Source organism: Sphingomonas sp. PP-CE-1G-424 (assembly GCF_004341085.1).
In the GTDB taxonomy this organism is placed as follows: Bacteria; Pseudomonadota; Alphaproteobacteria; order Sphingomonadales; family Sphingomonadaceae; genus Sphingomonas.
Genome location: NZ_SLXW01000001.1, coordinates 262713 through 276866 on the forward strand (window position 1 = coordinate 262713; position 14154 = coordinate 276866).

At 66.6% G+C, this 14154-nt stretch carries 18 protein-coding genes; 9 read left to right on the forward strand and 9 right to left on the reverse strand.

The window, feature by feature from the left end; all coding sequences use genetic code 11:
* The first annotated feature begins 82 nt into the window (after window positions 1-82).
* Both C8J43_RS01290 and C8J43_RS01295 read left to right on the forward strand, forming a co-directional pair.
* Window positions 83-520 carry a copper chaperone PCu(A)C gene (locus C8J43_RS01290; protein ID WP_207893303.1) on the forward strand — a complete coding sequence of 146 codons (438 nt, stop codon included), beginning with the start codon at window positions 83-85 and terminating at the stop codon, window positions 518-520.
* A complete protein-coding gene (locus C8J43_RS01295) occupies window positions 517-1035 on the forward strand; it encodes a vgr related protein (RefSeq protein ID WP_207893304.1) in 519 nt (172 codons plus the stop codon). Before C8J43_RS01290 ends, C8J43_RS01295 begins: the two co-directional genes overlap by 4 nt.
* 72 nt (window positions 1036-1107) lie before the next feature.
* On the opposite strand, the gene C8J43_RS01300 is transcribed toward C8J43_RS01295, so the two are convergent.
* The 5 genes from C8J43_RS01300 to hrcA all read right to left on the reverse strand — a co-directional run bounded on the left by C8J43_RS01300 (window position 1108) and on the right by hrcA (window position 4559).
* Entirely contained in the window at window positions 1108-1347 is a 240-nt protein-coding gene (locus C8J43_RS01300; RefSeq protein WP_133029428.1) for a hypothetical protein, read from the reverse strand.
* A gap of 107 nt (window positions 1348-1454) precedes the next feature.
* Window positions 1455-2678, reverse strand: a complete 1224-nt coding sequence (locus tag C8J43_RS01305) for a threonine synthase (RefSeq protein ID WP_133029429.1) — start codon at window positions 2676-2678, stop codon at window positions 1455-1457.
* A 129-nt stretch (window positions 2679-2807) separates the two neighbouring features.
* Entirely contained in the window at window positions 2808-2933 is a 126-nt protein-coding gene (locus C8J43_RS22510) for a hypothetical protein (RefSeq protein ID WP_279388819.1), read from the reverse strand.
* A 17-nt stretch (window positions 2934-2950) separates the two neighbouring features.
* Window positions 2951-3490 carry a nucleotide exchange factor GrpE gene (gene grpE / locus C8J43_RS01310; protein WP_056488509.1) on the reverse strand — a complete coding sequence of 180 codons (540 nt, stop codon included), beginning with the start codon at window positions 3488-3490 and terminating at the stop codon, window positions 2951-2953.
* A 25-nt stretch (window positions 3491-3515) separates the two neighbouring features.
* Entirely contained in the window at window positions 3516-4559 is a 1044-nt protein-coding gene (hrcA, locus tag C8J43_RS01315) for a heat-inducible transcriptional repressor HrcA (protein WP_093399755.1), read from the reverse strand.
* A 220-nt stretch (window positions 4560-4779) separates the two neighbouring features.
* On the opposite strand from hrcA, the gene rph reads away from it, so the two are divergent.
* Window positions 4780-5496, forward strand: a complete 717-nt coding sequence (gene rph / locus C8J43_RS01320) for a ribonuclease PH (RefSeq protein ID WP_056055360.1) — start codon at window positions 4780-4782, stop codon at window positions 5494-5496.
* Window positions 5493-6128, forward strand: coding sequence for an RdgB/HAM1 family non-canonical purine NTP pyrophosphatase (gene rdgB / locus C8J43_RS01325; RefSeq protein WP_133029430.1), 636 nt, complete (start codon window positions 5493-5495; stop codon window positions 6126-6128). Before rph ends, rdgB begins: the two co-directional genes overlap by 4 nt.
* 128 nt (window positions 6129-6256) lie before the next feature.
* Here the strand turns inward: rdgB and C8J43_RS01330 are convergent, their stop codons facing one another.
* The gene (locus C8J43_RS01330) at window positions 6257-6967 is read right to left on the reverse strand and encodes an EAL domain-containing protein (protein ID WP_133029986.1); all 711 of its coding nucleotides are present in this window, start codon (window positions 6965-6967) and stop codon (window positions 6257-6259) included.
* A 154-nt stretch (window positions 6968-7121) separates the two neighbouring features.
* Window positions 7122-7679, reverse strand: coding sequence for a CAP domain-containing protein (locus C8J43_RS01335; RefSeq protein ID WP_056055350.1), 558 nt, complete (start codon window positions 7677-7679; stop codon window positions 7122-7124).
* A gap of 43 nt (window positions 7680-7722) precedes the next feature.
* Between C8J43_RS01335 and hemW the strand changes: the two genes are divergently transcribed.
* Window positions 7723-8895, forward strand: coding sequence for a radical SAM family heme chaperone HemW (gene hemW / locus C8J43_RS01340; RefSeq protein WP_133029431.1), 1173 nt, complete (start codon window positions 7723-7725; stop codon window positions 8893-8895).
* A 31-nt stretch (window positions 8896-8926) separates the two neighbouring features.
* Here hemW and C8J43_RS01345 read toward each other — a convergent pair whose 3' ends face one another.
* The gene (locus C8J43_RS01345) at window positions 8927-10129 is read right to left on the reverse strand and encodes a penicillin-binding protein activator (RefSeq protein WP_060527181.1); all 1203 of its coding nucleotides are present in this window, start codon (window positions 10127-10129) and stop codon (window positions 8927-8929) included.
* 10 nt (window positions 10130-10139) lie between these two features.
* On the opposite strand from C8J43_RS01345, the gene rsmI reads away from it, so the two are divergent.
* From rsmI to C8J43_RS01365, 4 genes are all read left to right on the forward strand, one after another.
* Window positions 10140-10988 (forward strand): 16S rRNA (cytidine(1402)-2'-O)-methyltransferase, encoded by an 849-nt coding sequence (gene rsmI, locus C8J43_RS01350; RefSeq protein ID WP_133029432.1) that lies wholly within the window; start codon window positions 10140-10142, stop codon window positions 10986-10988.
* A gap of 123 nt (window positions 10989-11111) precedes the next feature.
* Complete coding sequence (locus C8J43_RS01355) at window positions 11112-11465, forward strand: YraN family protein (RefSeq protein WP_133029433.1); 354 nt, start codon at window positions 11112-11114, stop codon at window positions 11463-11465.
* Between the two features lie 51 nt (window positions 11466-11516).
* Complete coding sequence (gene gshB, locus C8J43_RS01360; RefSeq protein WP_133029434.1) at window positions 11517-12470, forward strand: glutathione synthase; 954 nt, start codon at window positions 11517-11519, stop codon at window positions 12468-12470.
* 166 nt (window positions 12471-12636) lie between these two features.
* Window positions 12637-13236, forward strand: a complete 600-nt coding sequence (locus C8J43_RS01365; RefSeq protein ID WP_133029435.1) for a DedA family protein — start codon at window positions 12637-12639, stop codon at window positions 13234-13236.
* Here the strand turns inward: C8J43_RS01365 and C8J43_RS01370 are convergent.
* Window positions 13233-14135: a tyrosine recombinase XerC gene (locus C8J43_RS01370; protein ID WP_243645358.1), complete on the reverse strand. Its 903-nt coding sequence runs from the start codon at window positions 14133-14135 to the stop codon at window positions 13233-13235. The two genes, C8J43_RS01365 and C8J43_RS01370, sit on opposite strands and share 4 nt — an antisense overlap.
* Between the last annotated feature and the right edge of the window lie 19 nt (window positions 14136-14154).

A 14154-nucleotide genomic window follows, 5' to 3' on the forward strand; every position in this document is an offset into this window, starting at 1 on the left:
CGATATAGGTGGCCTCGCGCTTGCCGCAAGATTGTACCGGTCATAGGATGCACAAGAGGCAACCCCCGGGGAAAGTTAACCTATGCGTATCGTTTTCGGACTGGGTGTTGCCGCTATGGCACTGGCGTCGTGTTCACAGCCGAAGGAACTCGCCGTGGACGGGGCCTGGGTCCGGCTCGGCGCGGTTACCGGACGGCCAGCGGCAGCATATTTTACGGTGCATGGCGGGCCAACACCAGCGACGCTGATCTCGGTCACCACCGACGTCGCGATCAAGTCGGAGATGCACGAGACGATGGACAAGGGCGGCCTGTCGACGATGGCACCGCTGACCCGCGTGGAGATTCCCGCGAATACGGACGTAGCGTTCGCGCCGGGTGGGCGGCATGTGATGCTGTTCAACATGAATTCCGGGATCAAGCCTGCCGATCGCGTGATGCTGACGTTCGCGTTCGCAGACGGGACGCGGATCTTGAACAACGCGACCGTGGTCGCGGCGGGGACCCCGGCGGGTAAGTGACCCGAGTGGGTTCAAGGCGCGGGCTTACCGAGGGGGAGACGGCGCTCGCGGCATCGGTGTTCGGGGGTGCGATCGATTACTCTTCGGTAAGTCTGGCGCGCAGCAAATGGGCGTTCTTTCAGCCGCGCGATACGGTGATGGCGCCCCGCGGCTGCATCCACTTCCACCCCAAGGGCGACCTCTGGTGCGACGACTTCGCGCACGCGAACCTGACGTTGCAGGGGCTTTTCGTCCACGAGATGACGCATATCTGGCAGCACCAGCGCGGCGTGTTCCTGCCCTTGGCGCGGCATCCCTGGTGTCGGTACGACTACGCGTTCCGGCCGGGGGTGGCGCTGCACCGCTACGGCATCGAGCAACAAGGCGAAATCGTGCGGCACGCCTTCCTGCTGCGCGCGGGAGCGAAGGTCGCGGGCGCCCCGCCGCTCGCGCAGTATGAAACGGTGCTGCCGTTTACACCCGCTCGTCCCACCGCCACACCTCGTCATCCTGACGAAAGTCAGGATCCAGAGTGACTCAGCGAGACGATCGGGGCTCTGGATCCTGACTTTCGTCAGGATGACGGAGTATTAGATGACGCGTCTGGCTTACAGCCAGCTACGACCATCCGGCCCGGCACACCCGTAAGGCGGCAACTGGCCTGGGAACCGCGCCTGCATCTTGTGGCAGCCCCAGGCACGCATCGGCGCCGGCGCATAGCCGTTCAGCGCGATGCCGACCTCGTCATACGGGCTCGAGCCGCGCGCGACGTACATGTACCAACGCCCGCCGAACATCACCGCGGCCGCGATGAGCACGACGCAAACGACTTGGACGATTTTCTGCATTGGGAACCCCTTTTGTAAATAAGGGCGCCCCGTTGCAGCCAACATGGATCAATTTCAACCACCGATCTGGTAGATCTCAATCCACCCGATCGGCAGAAATGCGCCGTTTACAGCGCGTCGAAATCGATAGGTCGTGTTCTATCAAGCGCTTGCGGCGCCTCGGGCATCGGATATTTCAACCCGGTCGCGCAGTTGAAAAGTACGACCTTGTCGTCCTCGTCGACCAACCCGGTGTTCAGCGCCTGATGATAGGCGGCCAACGTCGCACCGCCCTCGGGGCACAGCAGCAGACCGTCCTGCTTCGCCGCCGCATCGACCGCCTTCAGGATAGCCGGATCGCCGACCGCCAATGCGTGCCCGCCGCTCTCGCGAACCGCGCGGAGGATCAGGAAGTCGCCGACCGCCTTCGGCACGCGGATGCCGGCCGCGACGGTGCTGGCATCTTCCCAACGCTCGGCATGCTCCTCGCCCGCTTCGAACGCGCGGACGATCGGCGCGCAGCCGCTCGCCTGCACCGCGAACATCTTCGGGCGCTCGGAGCCGATCCAGCCAAGCTTTTCCAACTCGTCGAACGCCTTCCACATCCCGATCAGCCCGGTGCCGCCGCCGGTCGGGTAGAAGATTGCGTCCGGCAGTTTCCAGCCGAACTGCGCGGCGAGTTCGAGCCCCATCGTCTTCTTGCCCTCGATTCTGTAGGGCTCCTTCAACGTCGAGAAATCGAACCAGCGCCCTTCCGCGGCGCCCTTCCCGACGATCGCGCCGCAATCGTCTATCAGCCCGTTGACCCGCCAGACGCGCGCGCCCTGCATCGCGATCTCGCGGACGTTGATCTCCGGCGTGTCGTCGGGACAGAACACGATCGTCTCGATCCCGCACCGCGTCGCGTACGCCGCCAGCGCAGCCCCCGCATTGCCGTTGGTCGGCATCGCGATCTTGGTGACGCCGAGTTCCTTCGCCATCGCGACGGCCATGACGAGGCCTCGGGCCTTGAAGCTACCGGTCGGAAGGCGGCCTTCGTCCTTCACGAGCACGTTGGGCCCGCCGGACTTGGTAAGCGGCACCAGCGGCGTCTCGATCTCGCCAAGGCTGACGATGTTGGATGTGTGACGAACCGGGAGCAGTTCACGCCAGCGCCACAGGTCCGTCGGCCGCGCCGCGATCGTGTCACGCGAAACCGCGGACCGCACCGCGTCGAGGTCGTAGCGGACGAGCAACGGTCGCCCTGCGCGCGACAGCCTATGAAGCTGGTCCGCCTCGTACCGCTCGCCGGTGATCGAGCATTCGAGATGCGTGACGAAGGTCTGGCGATCGGTCGTGAGGTTCTGGTTCATTTTTTATCCTGACGAAGCCCAAAACCTCCGTCACCCCGGACCTGTTCCGGGGTCCACCGCTCCGCAAACCAAGCGGCCGTAAATTCGCGGCGCGGTGGATGCCGGAACGAGCCCGGCATGACGGAGCGGTTAGAAGATTATGAAGAAGATACCGGTCAGCACGACAACCACCGCCAGCCAGATAGAAAACTGCTTCCACGTATCCGGGATAGCGGCACCCAGTCCCTCGATCAGCACTCCGACCAGATCATGCACGCCGCTCTCCCTATACATTACCCAGCCTTGGCGACGCCGACCATGGCGGGACGCAGCAAGCGGTCCTTGATCATGTAGCCCGCCTGCATCTCCTGGACGATCGTCCCAGCAGGCTGGTCGCTCGGGACCTCAAGCATCGCCTGGTGCTTGTTCGGGTCGAGCATCTGGCCCTCCGCGGCGATCTTGGTGATGCCGTGGCGCTGGAACACGCTCTCCAGCTCGCGACCGGTCGCCTCGAGCCCGGTGACGAGCCCCTTCATCTTGTCGTCCGCGCGCAGATCAGCCGGAATAGCCGACAGCCCGCGCGACAGGTTGTCGGCGACCGACAACACGTCGCGCGCGAACGCCGTTGCGGCATAGGCACGCGCGTCCTGCGCTTCCTTCTCGGCGCGGCGGCGGACGTTCTGGATCTCGGCCTGCGCGTAGAGGACATTCTGCTTGGCTTCGGCGAGCTGATTCTCGAGCTCGGCGACGCGGTCGTTCGACGCCACTTCGGGTGCGGCTTCGGCGGTCTCTTCGCGCAGGTCTGCAGGCGTGTTCTGGTCGATGTCGGACATGGTTTTCCCTATAAATTGGGCCGGCTCAACCCATCAACCGGGCGAGCGTTGCAGCCGTGAAATCCACCATGGGCACGACGCGCGCATAGTTCAACCGCGTCGGCCCAATCACGCCGACTACGCCGACCACGCGGCCGTCCAATCCGCGGAAGGGCCTGGCGATCACCGAAGACCCTGACAACGCGAACAATTTGGTCTCCGCACCGATGAAAATCCGCGTCGAATCACCGGCGCGCGCGCTGTCCAGAAGCGATGCGACTTCCTGCTTTCCCTCGAGATCGTCGAGCAGGTCGCGGACCCGGTCGAGATCGGCGGCGGCGGCGGCATCGATCAACCGCCCCTGCCCGCGGACGATCAGCACGGGGCGGCGATCCGCATCCTCGCTCCACACCGCGATGCCGCGCTCGACCAGCGTCCGAGCCGCACCGTCGAGCGCCGCCTGCCCGTCCGCCAACTCGCGCTCGATCCGGGTCCGCGCATCGGCCAGCGTCAGGCCGCCGAGCGTCGCCGACATGTAATTGCCCGCCTCGATCAGCGCGGACGGCGACATGCCCTTGGGCAGCGCGATCACGCGATTCTCGACCGAGCCGTCCTCGCTGACCAGCACCGCGAGCGCCTGTTCGGGGGACAGCGCGACGAACGCGATCTGGCGGAGTTTCAGCTCGCGCTTGGGCACCATGACCAGTCCGGCGCAGGCCGACAGCCCTGACAGCGCGAGCGTGGTCGCGGCGAGCGCCTCCTCGACCGGACCACCGACGCCGGCACGTGCCTCGATCGTCTGGCGCTCCTCGAACGACGGCTCCATCGCCTGCATCATGCCGTCGACGAACAGCCGCAGGCCGCGGTCGGTCGGCATCCGGCCGGCGCTGGTATGCGGGCTGGCGAGCAAGCCGAGGCCTTCGAGCTCGCCCATCACGCCGCGAATCGAGGCGGGGGAAAGGCTGAGGCCGGTCAACTGCGCGATCGTCTTGGACCCGACCGGCGTGCCGCTGGCGAGGTAGCTGTCGACGACGGCACGAAAAATGTCGCGCGCGCGATCGGTCAGTTCGGTGACGGGGGGCGTGGCCATCGCTTTGATCTAGGGCGGATCGACGGGCGTACAAAGAGGGAATGCAAACCCCGCCTCACCCCCACCCGTCATCCCGACGAAAGTCAGGATCCAGAGCCACGAAGGACTGCACCCGGTCACTCTGGATCCTGACTTTCGTCAGGATGACGGGGAAGGCTGGCGAGCGACCAAACGAAAGGCTAGGCAGCGGGCAACCACTCACTCCCGTTAGGATAAGACTATGCGCCCATCCGGCCGCGCCCCAGACCAGATGCGTGCGATTACGATCGAGCCGCGCTTCACCAAGCATGCCGAAGGTTCGGTCCTGATCGGTTTCGGCGACACCAAGGTGCTCGTCACCGCCAGCGTCGAGGAGAAGGTCCCGCCGTTCATGCGCGGCAAGGGCGAAGGCTGGGTAACCGCCGAATACGGCATGCTCCCGCGCGCCACTAACACGCGCAACAACCGCGAGGCCGCCAAGGGCAAGCAGTCGGGCCGCACGCAGGAAATCCAGCGGCTGATCGGGCGTAGCCTTCGCGCGGTGGTCGACCTGAAGCTTCTCGGCGAGCGCCAGATCGTGATCGACTGCGACGTGATCCAGGCGGATGGTGGCACGCGCACTGCGTCGATCTCGGGCGGCTGGGTCGCGCTGCGGCTCGCGATCGACGGCTTGCTCGCGAGCGGCAAGCTGACCGCCGACCCGCTGACGCAGAAGGTCGCGGCGATCAGCTGCGGGATCTACCAGGGCAATCCGGTGCTCGACCTCGACTATATCGAGGATTCGGGCGCGGATGCGGATGCGAACTTCGTGCTGCTCGAAAACGGCAACATCGCCGAGGCACAGGCGACCGCCGAGGGCGCTACGTACGACGAGGAGGCGCTACTCCGCCTGCTGCGTCTCGCCCGGATCGGCTGCACCGACATCTTCGCCGCGCAGGCGAAAGCAGTCGCCAAGTGAGCGGCGAAGGCAAGGAACCGCAGGCGATCCGCAAGCTCCAGCCGGGCAAGCTGGTCATCGCCAGCCACAACAAGGGCAAGGTCCGCGAGATCGCTGCGTTGCTCGAAGGGCGTGGGCTGGAGGTCGTCTCGGCCGCCGACCTCGACCTGCCGGAACCCGTCGAGACGGGCACGACGTTCTTCGCGAATGCCGAACTGAAGGCGCGCTCGGCGGCCGACCTATCAGGCTACCCCGCTCTAGCGGACGATAGCGGGCTGTGCGTCGATGCGCTGGGTGGTGACCCGGGCGTCTACACGGCGGATTGGGCGGAAACCCCCAACGGTCGCGACTGGATGATGGCGATGCAGAAGGTCGAGGACGCGGTGGTCGCCAAGGGTCCGGATGCAACGCGCGGCGCGCATTTCGTGAGCGTGCTCGCGCTGGCGTGGCCCGATGGTCATGTCGAATGGTTCGAAGGCCGTGCCGAGGGCACGCTCGTCTGGCCACCGCGTGGGAATGTCGGGTTCGGCTACGACCCGGTGTTCGTGCCGCTCGGCTACGACCAGACCTATGCCGAATTGCCACACGAGGCGAAGAACGCGATCAGCCACCGAAACGAGGCGTTCAAGCTGCTCGAAGCCGCGGTGTTCTGAGCGGCCCGGCGGGGGAAGCCCGTCGCCGTCCCGTCATCCTGACGAAAGTCAGGATCCAGGGCCATTAAGGGCACCGCCCGTTACTCTGGATCCTGACTTTCGTCAGGATGACGGTGGAGGTGTGCGGATCAGACGGCGATCGCCTGCTTGTCCGGCCACGTCACCGCAGGCAACGCCTCGAACGCCGGCTTCGCCAGCAGATACCCCTGGATATACCGCACGCCGAGCCCCCGCAGCGCCTCGAACTCGCCAAGCGTCTCTACTCCCTCGGCAATCACCGTGATCCCCAGCGCGGTGCACATCCGCAGCATCCCCTCGACGATCATCCGCCGCGGCAGGCTCGTGTCGATGTCGCGGATCAGCTCCATGTCGAGCTTGATGATGCCCGGCTGGAACCGCGCGAGCAGATTAAGCCCGGCATGCCCCGCACCGAAATCGTCGAGCGCCGTCCCGAAACCCATCTTCTGATACGTCGCGATGATGTTGGCGACATGCACGGGATCGAGCATCTCCTCGTTTTCGGTGAACTCGAAGATGAGGCGATCGGTCGGCAACCCAACCGCGCTCGCCGTCTTCAACGTCAACTGGATGCACGCCGCCGGCGAATAGACCGCGTTCGGGAGGAAGTTGATCGACAGCCGCGCGGGCGTATCGAGCAGCCCGGCCTTCACCGACGCCGCGATCGCACGCACCCGGCATTGCTGGTCGAACGCGTAGAGGTTCTCCGCATCGACCTGGCAAAGCACGCTCGCCGCCGACTGCCCCTCGAGCCCGCGCACCAGCGCCTCATAGGCGAAGACGGTCTCGGTCTCGATATCGACGATCGGCTGGAACGCCATCGAGAAGCCAAAGGTCAGGCCAGCGCCGTCGCGGCAACCGGCACAACCACCGGAACGCGGCACATCGGAATGAGATGGTGAGGTCATTAAGGCAGGTTAACCTCGGTCCACTTAAGAAAGTGCGACCGCCGCCGCGGTCATCGCTTGCTCCAGGTCAATACGCACGCTCACCGACGACATTGCCGGGCGGTGAATAGCGACAGACGAGATAGTCGTCGGTGGTGTTGCTCGCCATCGCGCAGCCAACCTGCGTGGAGCCGCGCCAGACGATCTGCGTGTAGTGCGCGACGTCCTCGAAATTGCCGGTGCGGCTGAACCCGGGGGTCGGCATGTTGATGAAATCGCGCTTCTCGGCGACCCAGTGGCCCATCATCTCGGTGTACGCGTACGCATAGCGCGTGCCGGTCCACAGATTTTCGCCCTCGCGCGTCATGCCCTGCGGCTGCGGTGCGTGCGCGAACTTCCGGGTCCGCGCCATCTGCTCGGCATAGACACGCGCGGTAGTCGCCAGCGTATCGCTCCACGTCAACGGCGCAACGCCGACCGCGGCCCGCGCGGCGTTGTGGCCGTCGATCATCGCCGCCTTGAGCAGCGCCGCCCCGCGGGGGGCCGGCTTCATCGTATCGCGGCGCTCGACGACGCGTTCCGGACCCTGTGCACACCCCGCGATCGCAAGCATCGCGGCAAGCGCCCAACCCAACCGTGCAGTCATTGCGCTTCCTTCGGCCGCCCCGTGCGACCATATGCGCCAGATAATGCCCGTCTTCGAAACACCAAGCCCCGACGCTCCTCCAGCGGGCGATCTCGCGCTCTACGTCCATTGGCCGTTCTGCGTATCGAAATGCCCGTATTGCGACTTCAACAGCCATGTTCGCGAGGAGGTGGATCAGGCTGCGTGGCGCGCCGCACTCCTGACCGATCTCGCACACGAGGCGAGGGTATTGCCGGGGCGGAAACTACAGTCGATCTTCTTCGGCGGTGGCACCCCCTCGCTGATGCCCCCCGCGACCGTCGCCGCGGTACTCGATGCGGCGGAAAAGGCTTGGGGGTTCGCGGCAGGAATCGAGATCACGCTGGAGGCGAACCCGTCCTCGGTCGAAGCCGCGCGGTTTGCCGACTTGGCGAGCGCCGGCGTGAACCGCGTATCCCTCGGACTGCAATCACTCAACGATCAGGCGTTGAAGTTCCTCGGTCGCGCGCATGACGTCAACGAGGGACAGGCCGCGCTCGCCACCGCGCAGAACGTGTTTCCCCGCGTCAGTTTCGACCTGATCTATGCACTGCCGGGCCAGCGGCTCGACGACTGGCGCGCCGAACTCGCGCGCGCGCTGAGCCTGGGGACGGAGCATCTGTCGCTGTACCAACTGACGATCGAAGCGGGCACACGGTTCGCGACCGAAGCGCTCGCGGGCCGGATCGTGATCCCCGACGGCGACTCGGCGGCCGACCTGTTCGAGGCGACGCGCGCAGATACCGCCGCCGCGGGGCTGCCCGCGTACGAGACCTCGAACCACGCGCGACCGGGATCGGAGAGCCGTCACAATCTCGCTTACTGGCGGTACCAGGATTACGCCGGTATCGGCCCCGGCGCGCATGGTCGGCGCAAAGGGCTGGCGACGGTGCGCCGCAAGAAGCCGGAGAACTGGTTGGCCGCGGTCGATCGCAACGGCCACGGCATGGAAGTCGAGGATCCGCTGACCCCATCGACCCGCGCGACCGAAGCGTTGCTGATGGGGTTGCGGTTGGCCGAAGGCGTAGATCTGGACCGGATTACCGCGCTGAACGCGGGTGTCGTGCCGGTGGATCTGGCGGCGGTGGCTCGGCTTGAGGAGTTGGGGCTGATCGCACATACGCCGGGCCGATTGCGGGTTACCGAAGCCGGCGCCCTACTCCTCGACGCGATCCTGCCTGAGATCGTTACCGCCTGATTTGTTCACCCGCGAAGGCGGGTGAACAAGCTTACTTCCCGAACCCGGCCGGCGCAGGCGAGACTACGGTAGTCGTACCCCCACGGATTTCCTTCACCTCCAGCGCGCGCTCGGCAACGTTGTCCTTGCCGAAGCGGAAGGCGCCATCGATGCCGGCAAAGCCATCGCCGTCGCGCAGGCGTTTCACCGGGAACGGCGTGCCGGGCTTCCAATCGCGCGCGATGCGTACCGTCAGCAGCACCGAGTCGTAACCGAGGCTCGACAGGCGGTACGGCCCTGCCCCGAACCGGGCGCGGTATTTGGCCGCGTATTGGCGGTACAGCGTGTCCGAAACGCTGGCGTACCATGCGCCCGACAGCGCTGGCTTGGCCGCGATCCCCGCGTCGGAGTTCCAGAGTTCGGTGCCGAGGATACGCGTCGTCGCGCCGCTGCCGCGCTTGACCATCGCTGCCGCCGAAGCTGCGGTGGCGCCGCCATCGGCGATCAGGACCGCGTCATACGGGGCCTTCGCCGCGAGCCGCGTGACCGCGCCGGAAATGCCACCAGGGCCCCGCGCGTAGGTCTGAAGCGAGACGACCTGGCCGCCCGCACCTTCGACAGCGCGGAGGAACGCGGTCGATGCGCGTTCGCCGTACAGGCCGTTGGGGACGAGTCCGGCGAAGTTGCTGACGCCGCGCTCCTTCGCGAAATCGACCACGCGCGCGATCGACTGGGTCGGGACATAACCCATCAGATACGCACCGTCGCCCGCGACGCCGAGATCGTTGGAGAAGCTCAGCACCGGAATGTTCGCGGCGCGCGCGATCGGCGCGACCGCGCGGACGTCGTCGGCGAGCAGCGGCCCGAGGATCAGCTGCGCGCCCTCGGCGATCGCGCGCTGCGCGGCGGCGGCGGCACCGGTCGCGGTGTCGTAGTTGGTGATGCGGACGCGCTGGTTCTGCGTATCGAGCAGCGCCAGCATCGTCGCGTTGGCGATCGAGGTGCCGACGCCTGCGTTGCTGCCCGACAGCGGAACGAGCAGCGCGACGCGGTTGCGTTCGGCATCGCGCGGGATGCCGGTCTCGACGCCGATATTGGGGCGATCGGCGGGACGCGTGGTCGGGCGCTGCTGCGACGGCTCGACCGGACCACGCGGCACGATCGTCTGGCACGCGCCGAGCAGGCACGCCGCGGCCAGCGTCGCCCATCGCCCGATGGTACGTGTCGATTGCCCTATCGTCGTCGCGTCTGCCATGACCGTCCCCATGAACCCTGAAACTCTTCTCGATCCCGGCCTCTACATCGTCGCGACCCCGATCGGCAATCTTGGCGATCTGTCGCCGCGTGCCGCCGACATCCTGCGCAGGGCCGACGTGATCGCGGTCGAGGACAGCCGCGTCACCGCCGGGCTGCTCCGTCACATCGGCACGAAGACGCCGATGGTGCCGTATCACGACCACAGTGCGGAGGGCGTGCGCCCGGCACTGATCGCGCGGATGGCGACGCAGGCGGTGGCGCTGGTGTCGGATGCGGGGACGCCGCTTATTTCGGATCCCGGATTCAAGCTGGTGCGCGATGCGCGGGCGGCGGGGCATTTGGTGGTGACGATCCCGGGTCCCTGCGCGGCGGTGGCGGCGCTGACGCTGGCGGGGCTGCCGACCGACCGGTTCCTGTTTGTGGGGTTTTTGCCGTCGAAGCTGCACGCAAGGGCCGAGGCGATCGTCGAAGTCGCGACGATCCGCGCGACTCTGGTGATGTATGAGTCGGGGCCGCGGCTCGGCGCGTGTCTGGCGGCGCTGCTGGAAGGGCTCGGCGACCGCGAGGCGGCGGTGACGCGCGAGATCAGCAAGAAGTTCGAGGAGGCGGTGACGGGGACGCTCTCGGCGCTCGCCGCGCGCTATGCGGATGCGCCGCCACGGGGGGAGATCGTGATCGTCGTCGCGCCACCGGGCGAGGCTCCGCCTGCGAGTACGGAGGACGGTGACGCGGCGCTGGTCGAAGCGCTCACCCGCCTGTCCACGGGCCAGGCGGCGAGCGAGGTGGCGAAGAAGCTCGGGCTCGACCGGAAGGCGCTGTATGCTCGGGCGCTGGAATTGAAGGCGGAAAAGGGATGATCGCCCTTCTTCCCCCCTCCCTGGAAGGGAGGGGCCGGGGGTGGGTCGGCTGCTTGGCGGGCGGTCCCGAGCCCCAGCGGCCTACCCACCCCCAACCCCTCCCTTTCAGGGATGGGAGCAGGGATGCGTGACCGTCGTTCCGCCGAGATTGCTGGCCGCAGAGGAGAGCGGCTGGCGGGGTGGTGGCTGCGTCTCAAGGGCTGGAGCATTCTCGATCGCAGAGTCCGCACGCCCGCCGGCGAGGTCGACATCGTCGCGCGAAAGGGCAACCTGATCGCCTTCGTCGAGGTAAAAACCCGCGCGACCGCCGCCGAACTCGACTTCGCGATCGACGAGCGTCGCCTCGCGCGCGTCGCCGCCGCCGCGGAGTTTCTGATGCCGCGCTATGCCGGACCCGGCGACGATATCCGCGTCGACGTCATCCTGCTCGCCCCCGGCACGCGCCCGCGCCATATCGAGAATGCCTGGATCGGGTGACTTCGCGACCATGCACGCCTACATGCGCTCGACCGAACAGAAGGAAGACGCATGAGCCTCACCGTCGCCGTCCAGATGGACCCGCTCGACAGCATCAACATCGCCGGCGATTCGACCTTCGCGCTGATGTTGTCTGCGCAGGACCATGGCCACAAGCTCTTCCACTATTCCGCCGAGGACCTGAACTACCGCGACGGCAAGGTCTGGGCGAAGGCGCATCCCGTCACCGTGCAGCGCGTCGTCGGCGATCACTTCAGCGTCGGCGAGCCCGTGAACCTCGATCTCGGCGACGAGGCCGACGTGGTCCTCATGCGCCAGGATCCGCCGTTCGATCTCGGCTATATCACCGCGACGCATCTGCTCGAGCGGATCGCCGACAGGACGCTCGTCGTGAACGATCCCGCGCAGGTGCGGAACGCGCCCGAGAAGGTGTTCGTGCTCGACTACCCGCAGTTCATGCCGCCGACGCTGATCACACGCTCGCTCGACGAGGCGCGCAAATTCCTCGCGGAGCACGGCGCGATCGTGATCAAGCCGCTGCACGGCAATGGCGGCAAGGCGATCTTCAAGGTTGAATCGGACGGCGCCAACCTGTCCGCGCTGATGGAGGTCTTCAACATGACGTGGCGCGAGCCGCACATGGTCCAAGCGTTCCTCCCCGACGTCGCGAAGGGCGACAAGCGCATCGTCTTGGTCGACGGCGAGGTCGCAGGCGCGATCAACCGCCTGCCAGGCGAAGGCGAGATCCGCTCGAACCTCGCGGTCGGCGGCTCGGCGGAGAAGTCGGAACTGACCGACAAGGAGCGCGAAATCTGCGCGGTGTTGGGGCCGGAGTTGAAGAAGCGCGGGCTGTTGTTCGTCGGGATCGACGTGATAGGCGGGACGTGGCTGACCGAGATCAACGTGACCTCGCCGACCGGGATCGTCGCGATCTCGAACTTCGACGGGACCGATGTTGCCGGCATGATCTGGGATGCGATCGAGGCGAAGGTCGCGGCGCGGTAACTGGAGCGAAGATACCACCCCGGCGGAGGCCGGGGCCCAATTGGAAAGGTCGCGGTAACGGAGCGCCGTCCTCCGTCATAACCGTCCACCAATTGGGCCCCGGCCTTCGCCGGGGTGGTGTGATGTCGGTGGAACACATCCGGCATCCCGGCAGTATGTGATACCCATGACCGAATTCATCCTCGATCTCATCGCCTGGGGCGGATATTTCGGTATCTTCCTGTTGATGGCGCTCGAGAATATCGTGCCGCCGGTGCCGTCCGAAGTCATCATGGGGCTCGGCGGCATGGCCGTCGCGCGCGGCGACATGAGCGTCGTGCCGCTGATCGCCTGGGGTACCGCGGGCTCGGTCGTCGGCAATTACTTCTGGTATTATATCGGCCGCAACATCGGCTACGAACGCTTCCGCCCGTTCATCGAGCGTAACGGCCGCTGGCTGACGATGGAATGGTCCGACGTCGAGAAGATCCACCGGTTCTTCACGAAGCGCGGCGGCTGGGTGATCTTCGTGTTCCGGTTCATGCCGACCTTCCGCACCGTCATCTCGCTGCCCGCGGGGATGACACGGATGCCGATCTGGCAGTTCGTGATCTGGACCGCGGCTGGCAGCGCGATCTGGAACACCGTGCTCACCTATGCCGGCATCCTGCTCGGCTCGCATTTCGAGGAACTCGATCGTTACGTCGGGCCGGTCGCGGTGGCGACGTTCGTCGTCATCATTATCGGCTATGGCTGGCGCGTACTGACCTGGAAACCCAAGGGCTAACCGCCATGCGGATGCGCGTTGCGGTACACGTCCATCAAGTGCGCCGCATCGACCTGCGTATAAATCTGCGTCGAGCTGAGACTCGCATGCCCCAGCAACTCCTGCAGCGCGCGCAGATCCGCCCCCCGCCCGAGCAGATGCGTCGCGAAACTATGGCGCAGCGCATGTGGCGTCGTCCGATCGCCCAGCCCGAGCCGCGCGCGCGCGCCGCGTACCGAGCGCCGTACCACCACCGCCGACAGCGGCCCGCCCTTAGCGCCCCGGAACAGCGGTGCGTCGGCCGCGATCGGCCACGGCGTCTGCGCGACATACGCCTCGATCGCCGCGCGCACCTTGGGCAGCAACGGCACCATCCGCGCCTTCGACCGCTTGCCCGTAACCACCAGCGTCTCGCCGAGCGGCAGGATAGCCCCCGGCAACGCCAGCGCCTCGCCGATCCGCAGGCCCGCACCGTATAGCAGCAACAGCACCGCCCAATCCCGCGCGCCGATCCACGGCTCGGCCGCATCCTCGGCGACGTCTTCGGCCAGCGCGATCGCCTCGCCCGGGGAGATCGGTCGCGGCAGGCCCTTCTTCACGCGCGGCCCCCGGATCCGCGGCTGGCCCGCGCCGTCGTTGGCCCAGGCCAGGAAGCCCCGCACCGCGGACAGCTCCCGCGCCGCCGACGCGTTACCCAGCCCCGAGTCCCGACGATACGCCAGATACGCGCGCAGATCGGCGGCGGTTACGCGCGCCAGCGTCGCGCGCTCGACCCGCTCGCCCCAATGATCGATCAGGAATGCCGTCAGGCGTTCCGCCGACGCCTGATAGGCACGCACCGTATGCACCGACCGTCGCCGATCTCGCGTCAAATGGTCCGCCCAAAGCATCGACGGCGGCAGGTCTGTCGTGGTCCCCATGATGCACACTAACCTGCTC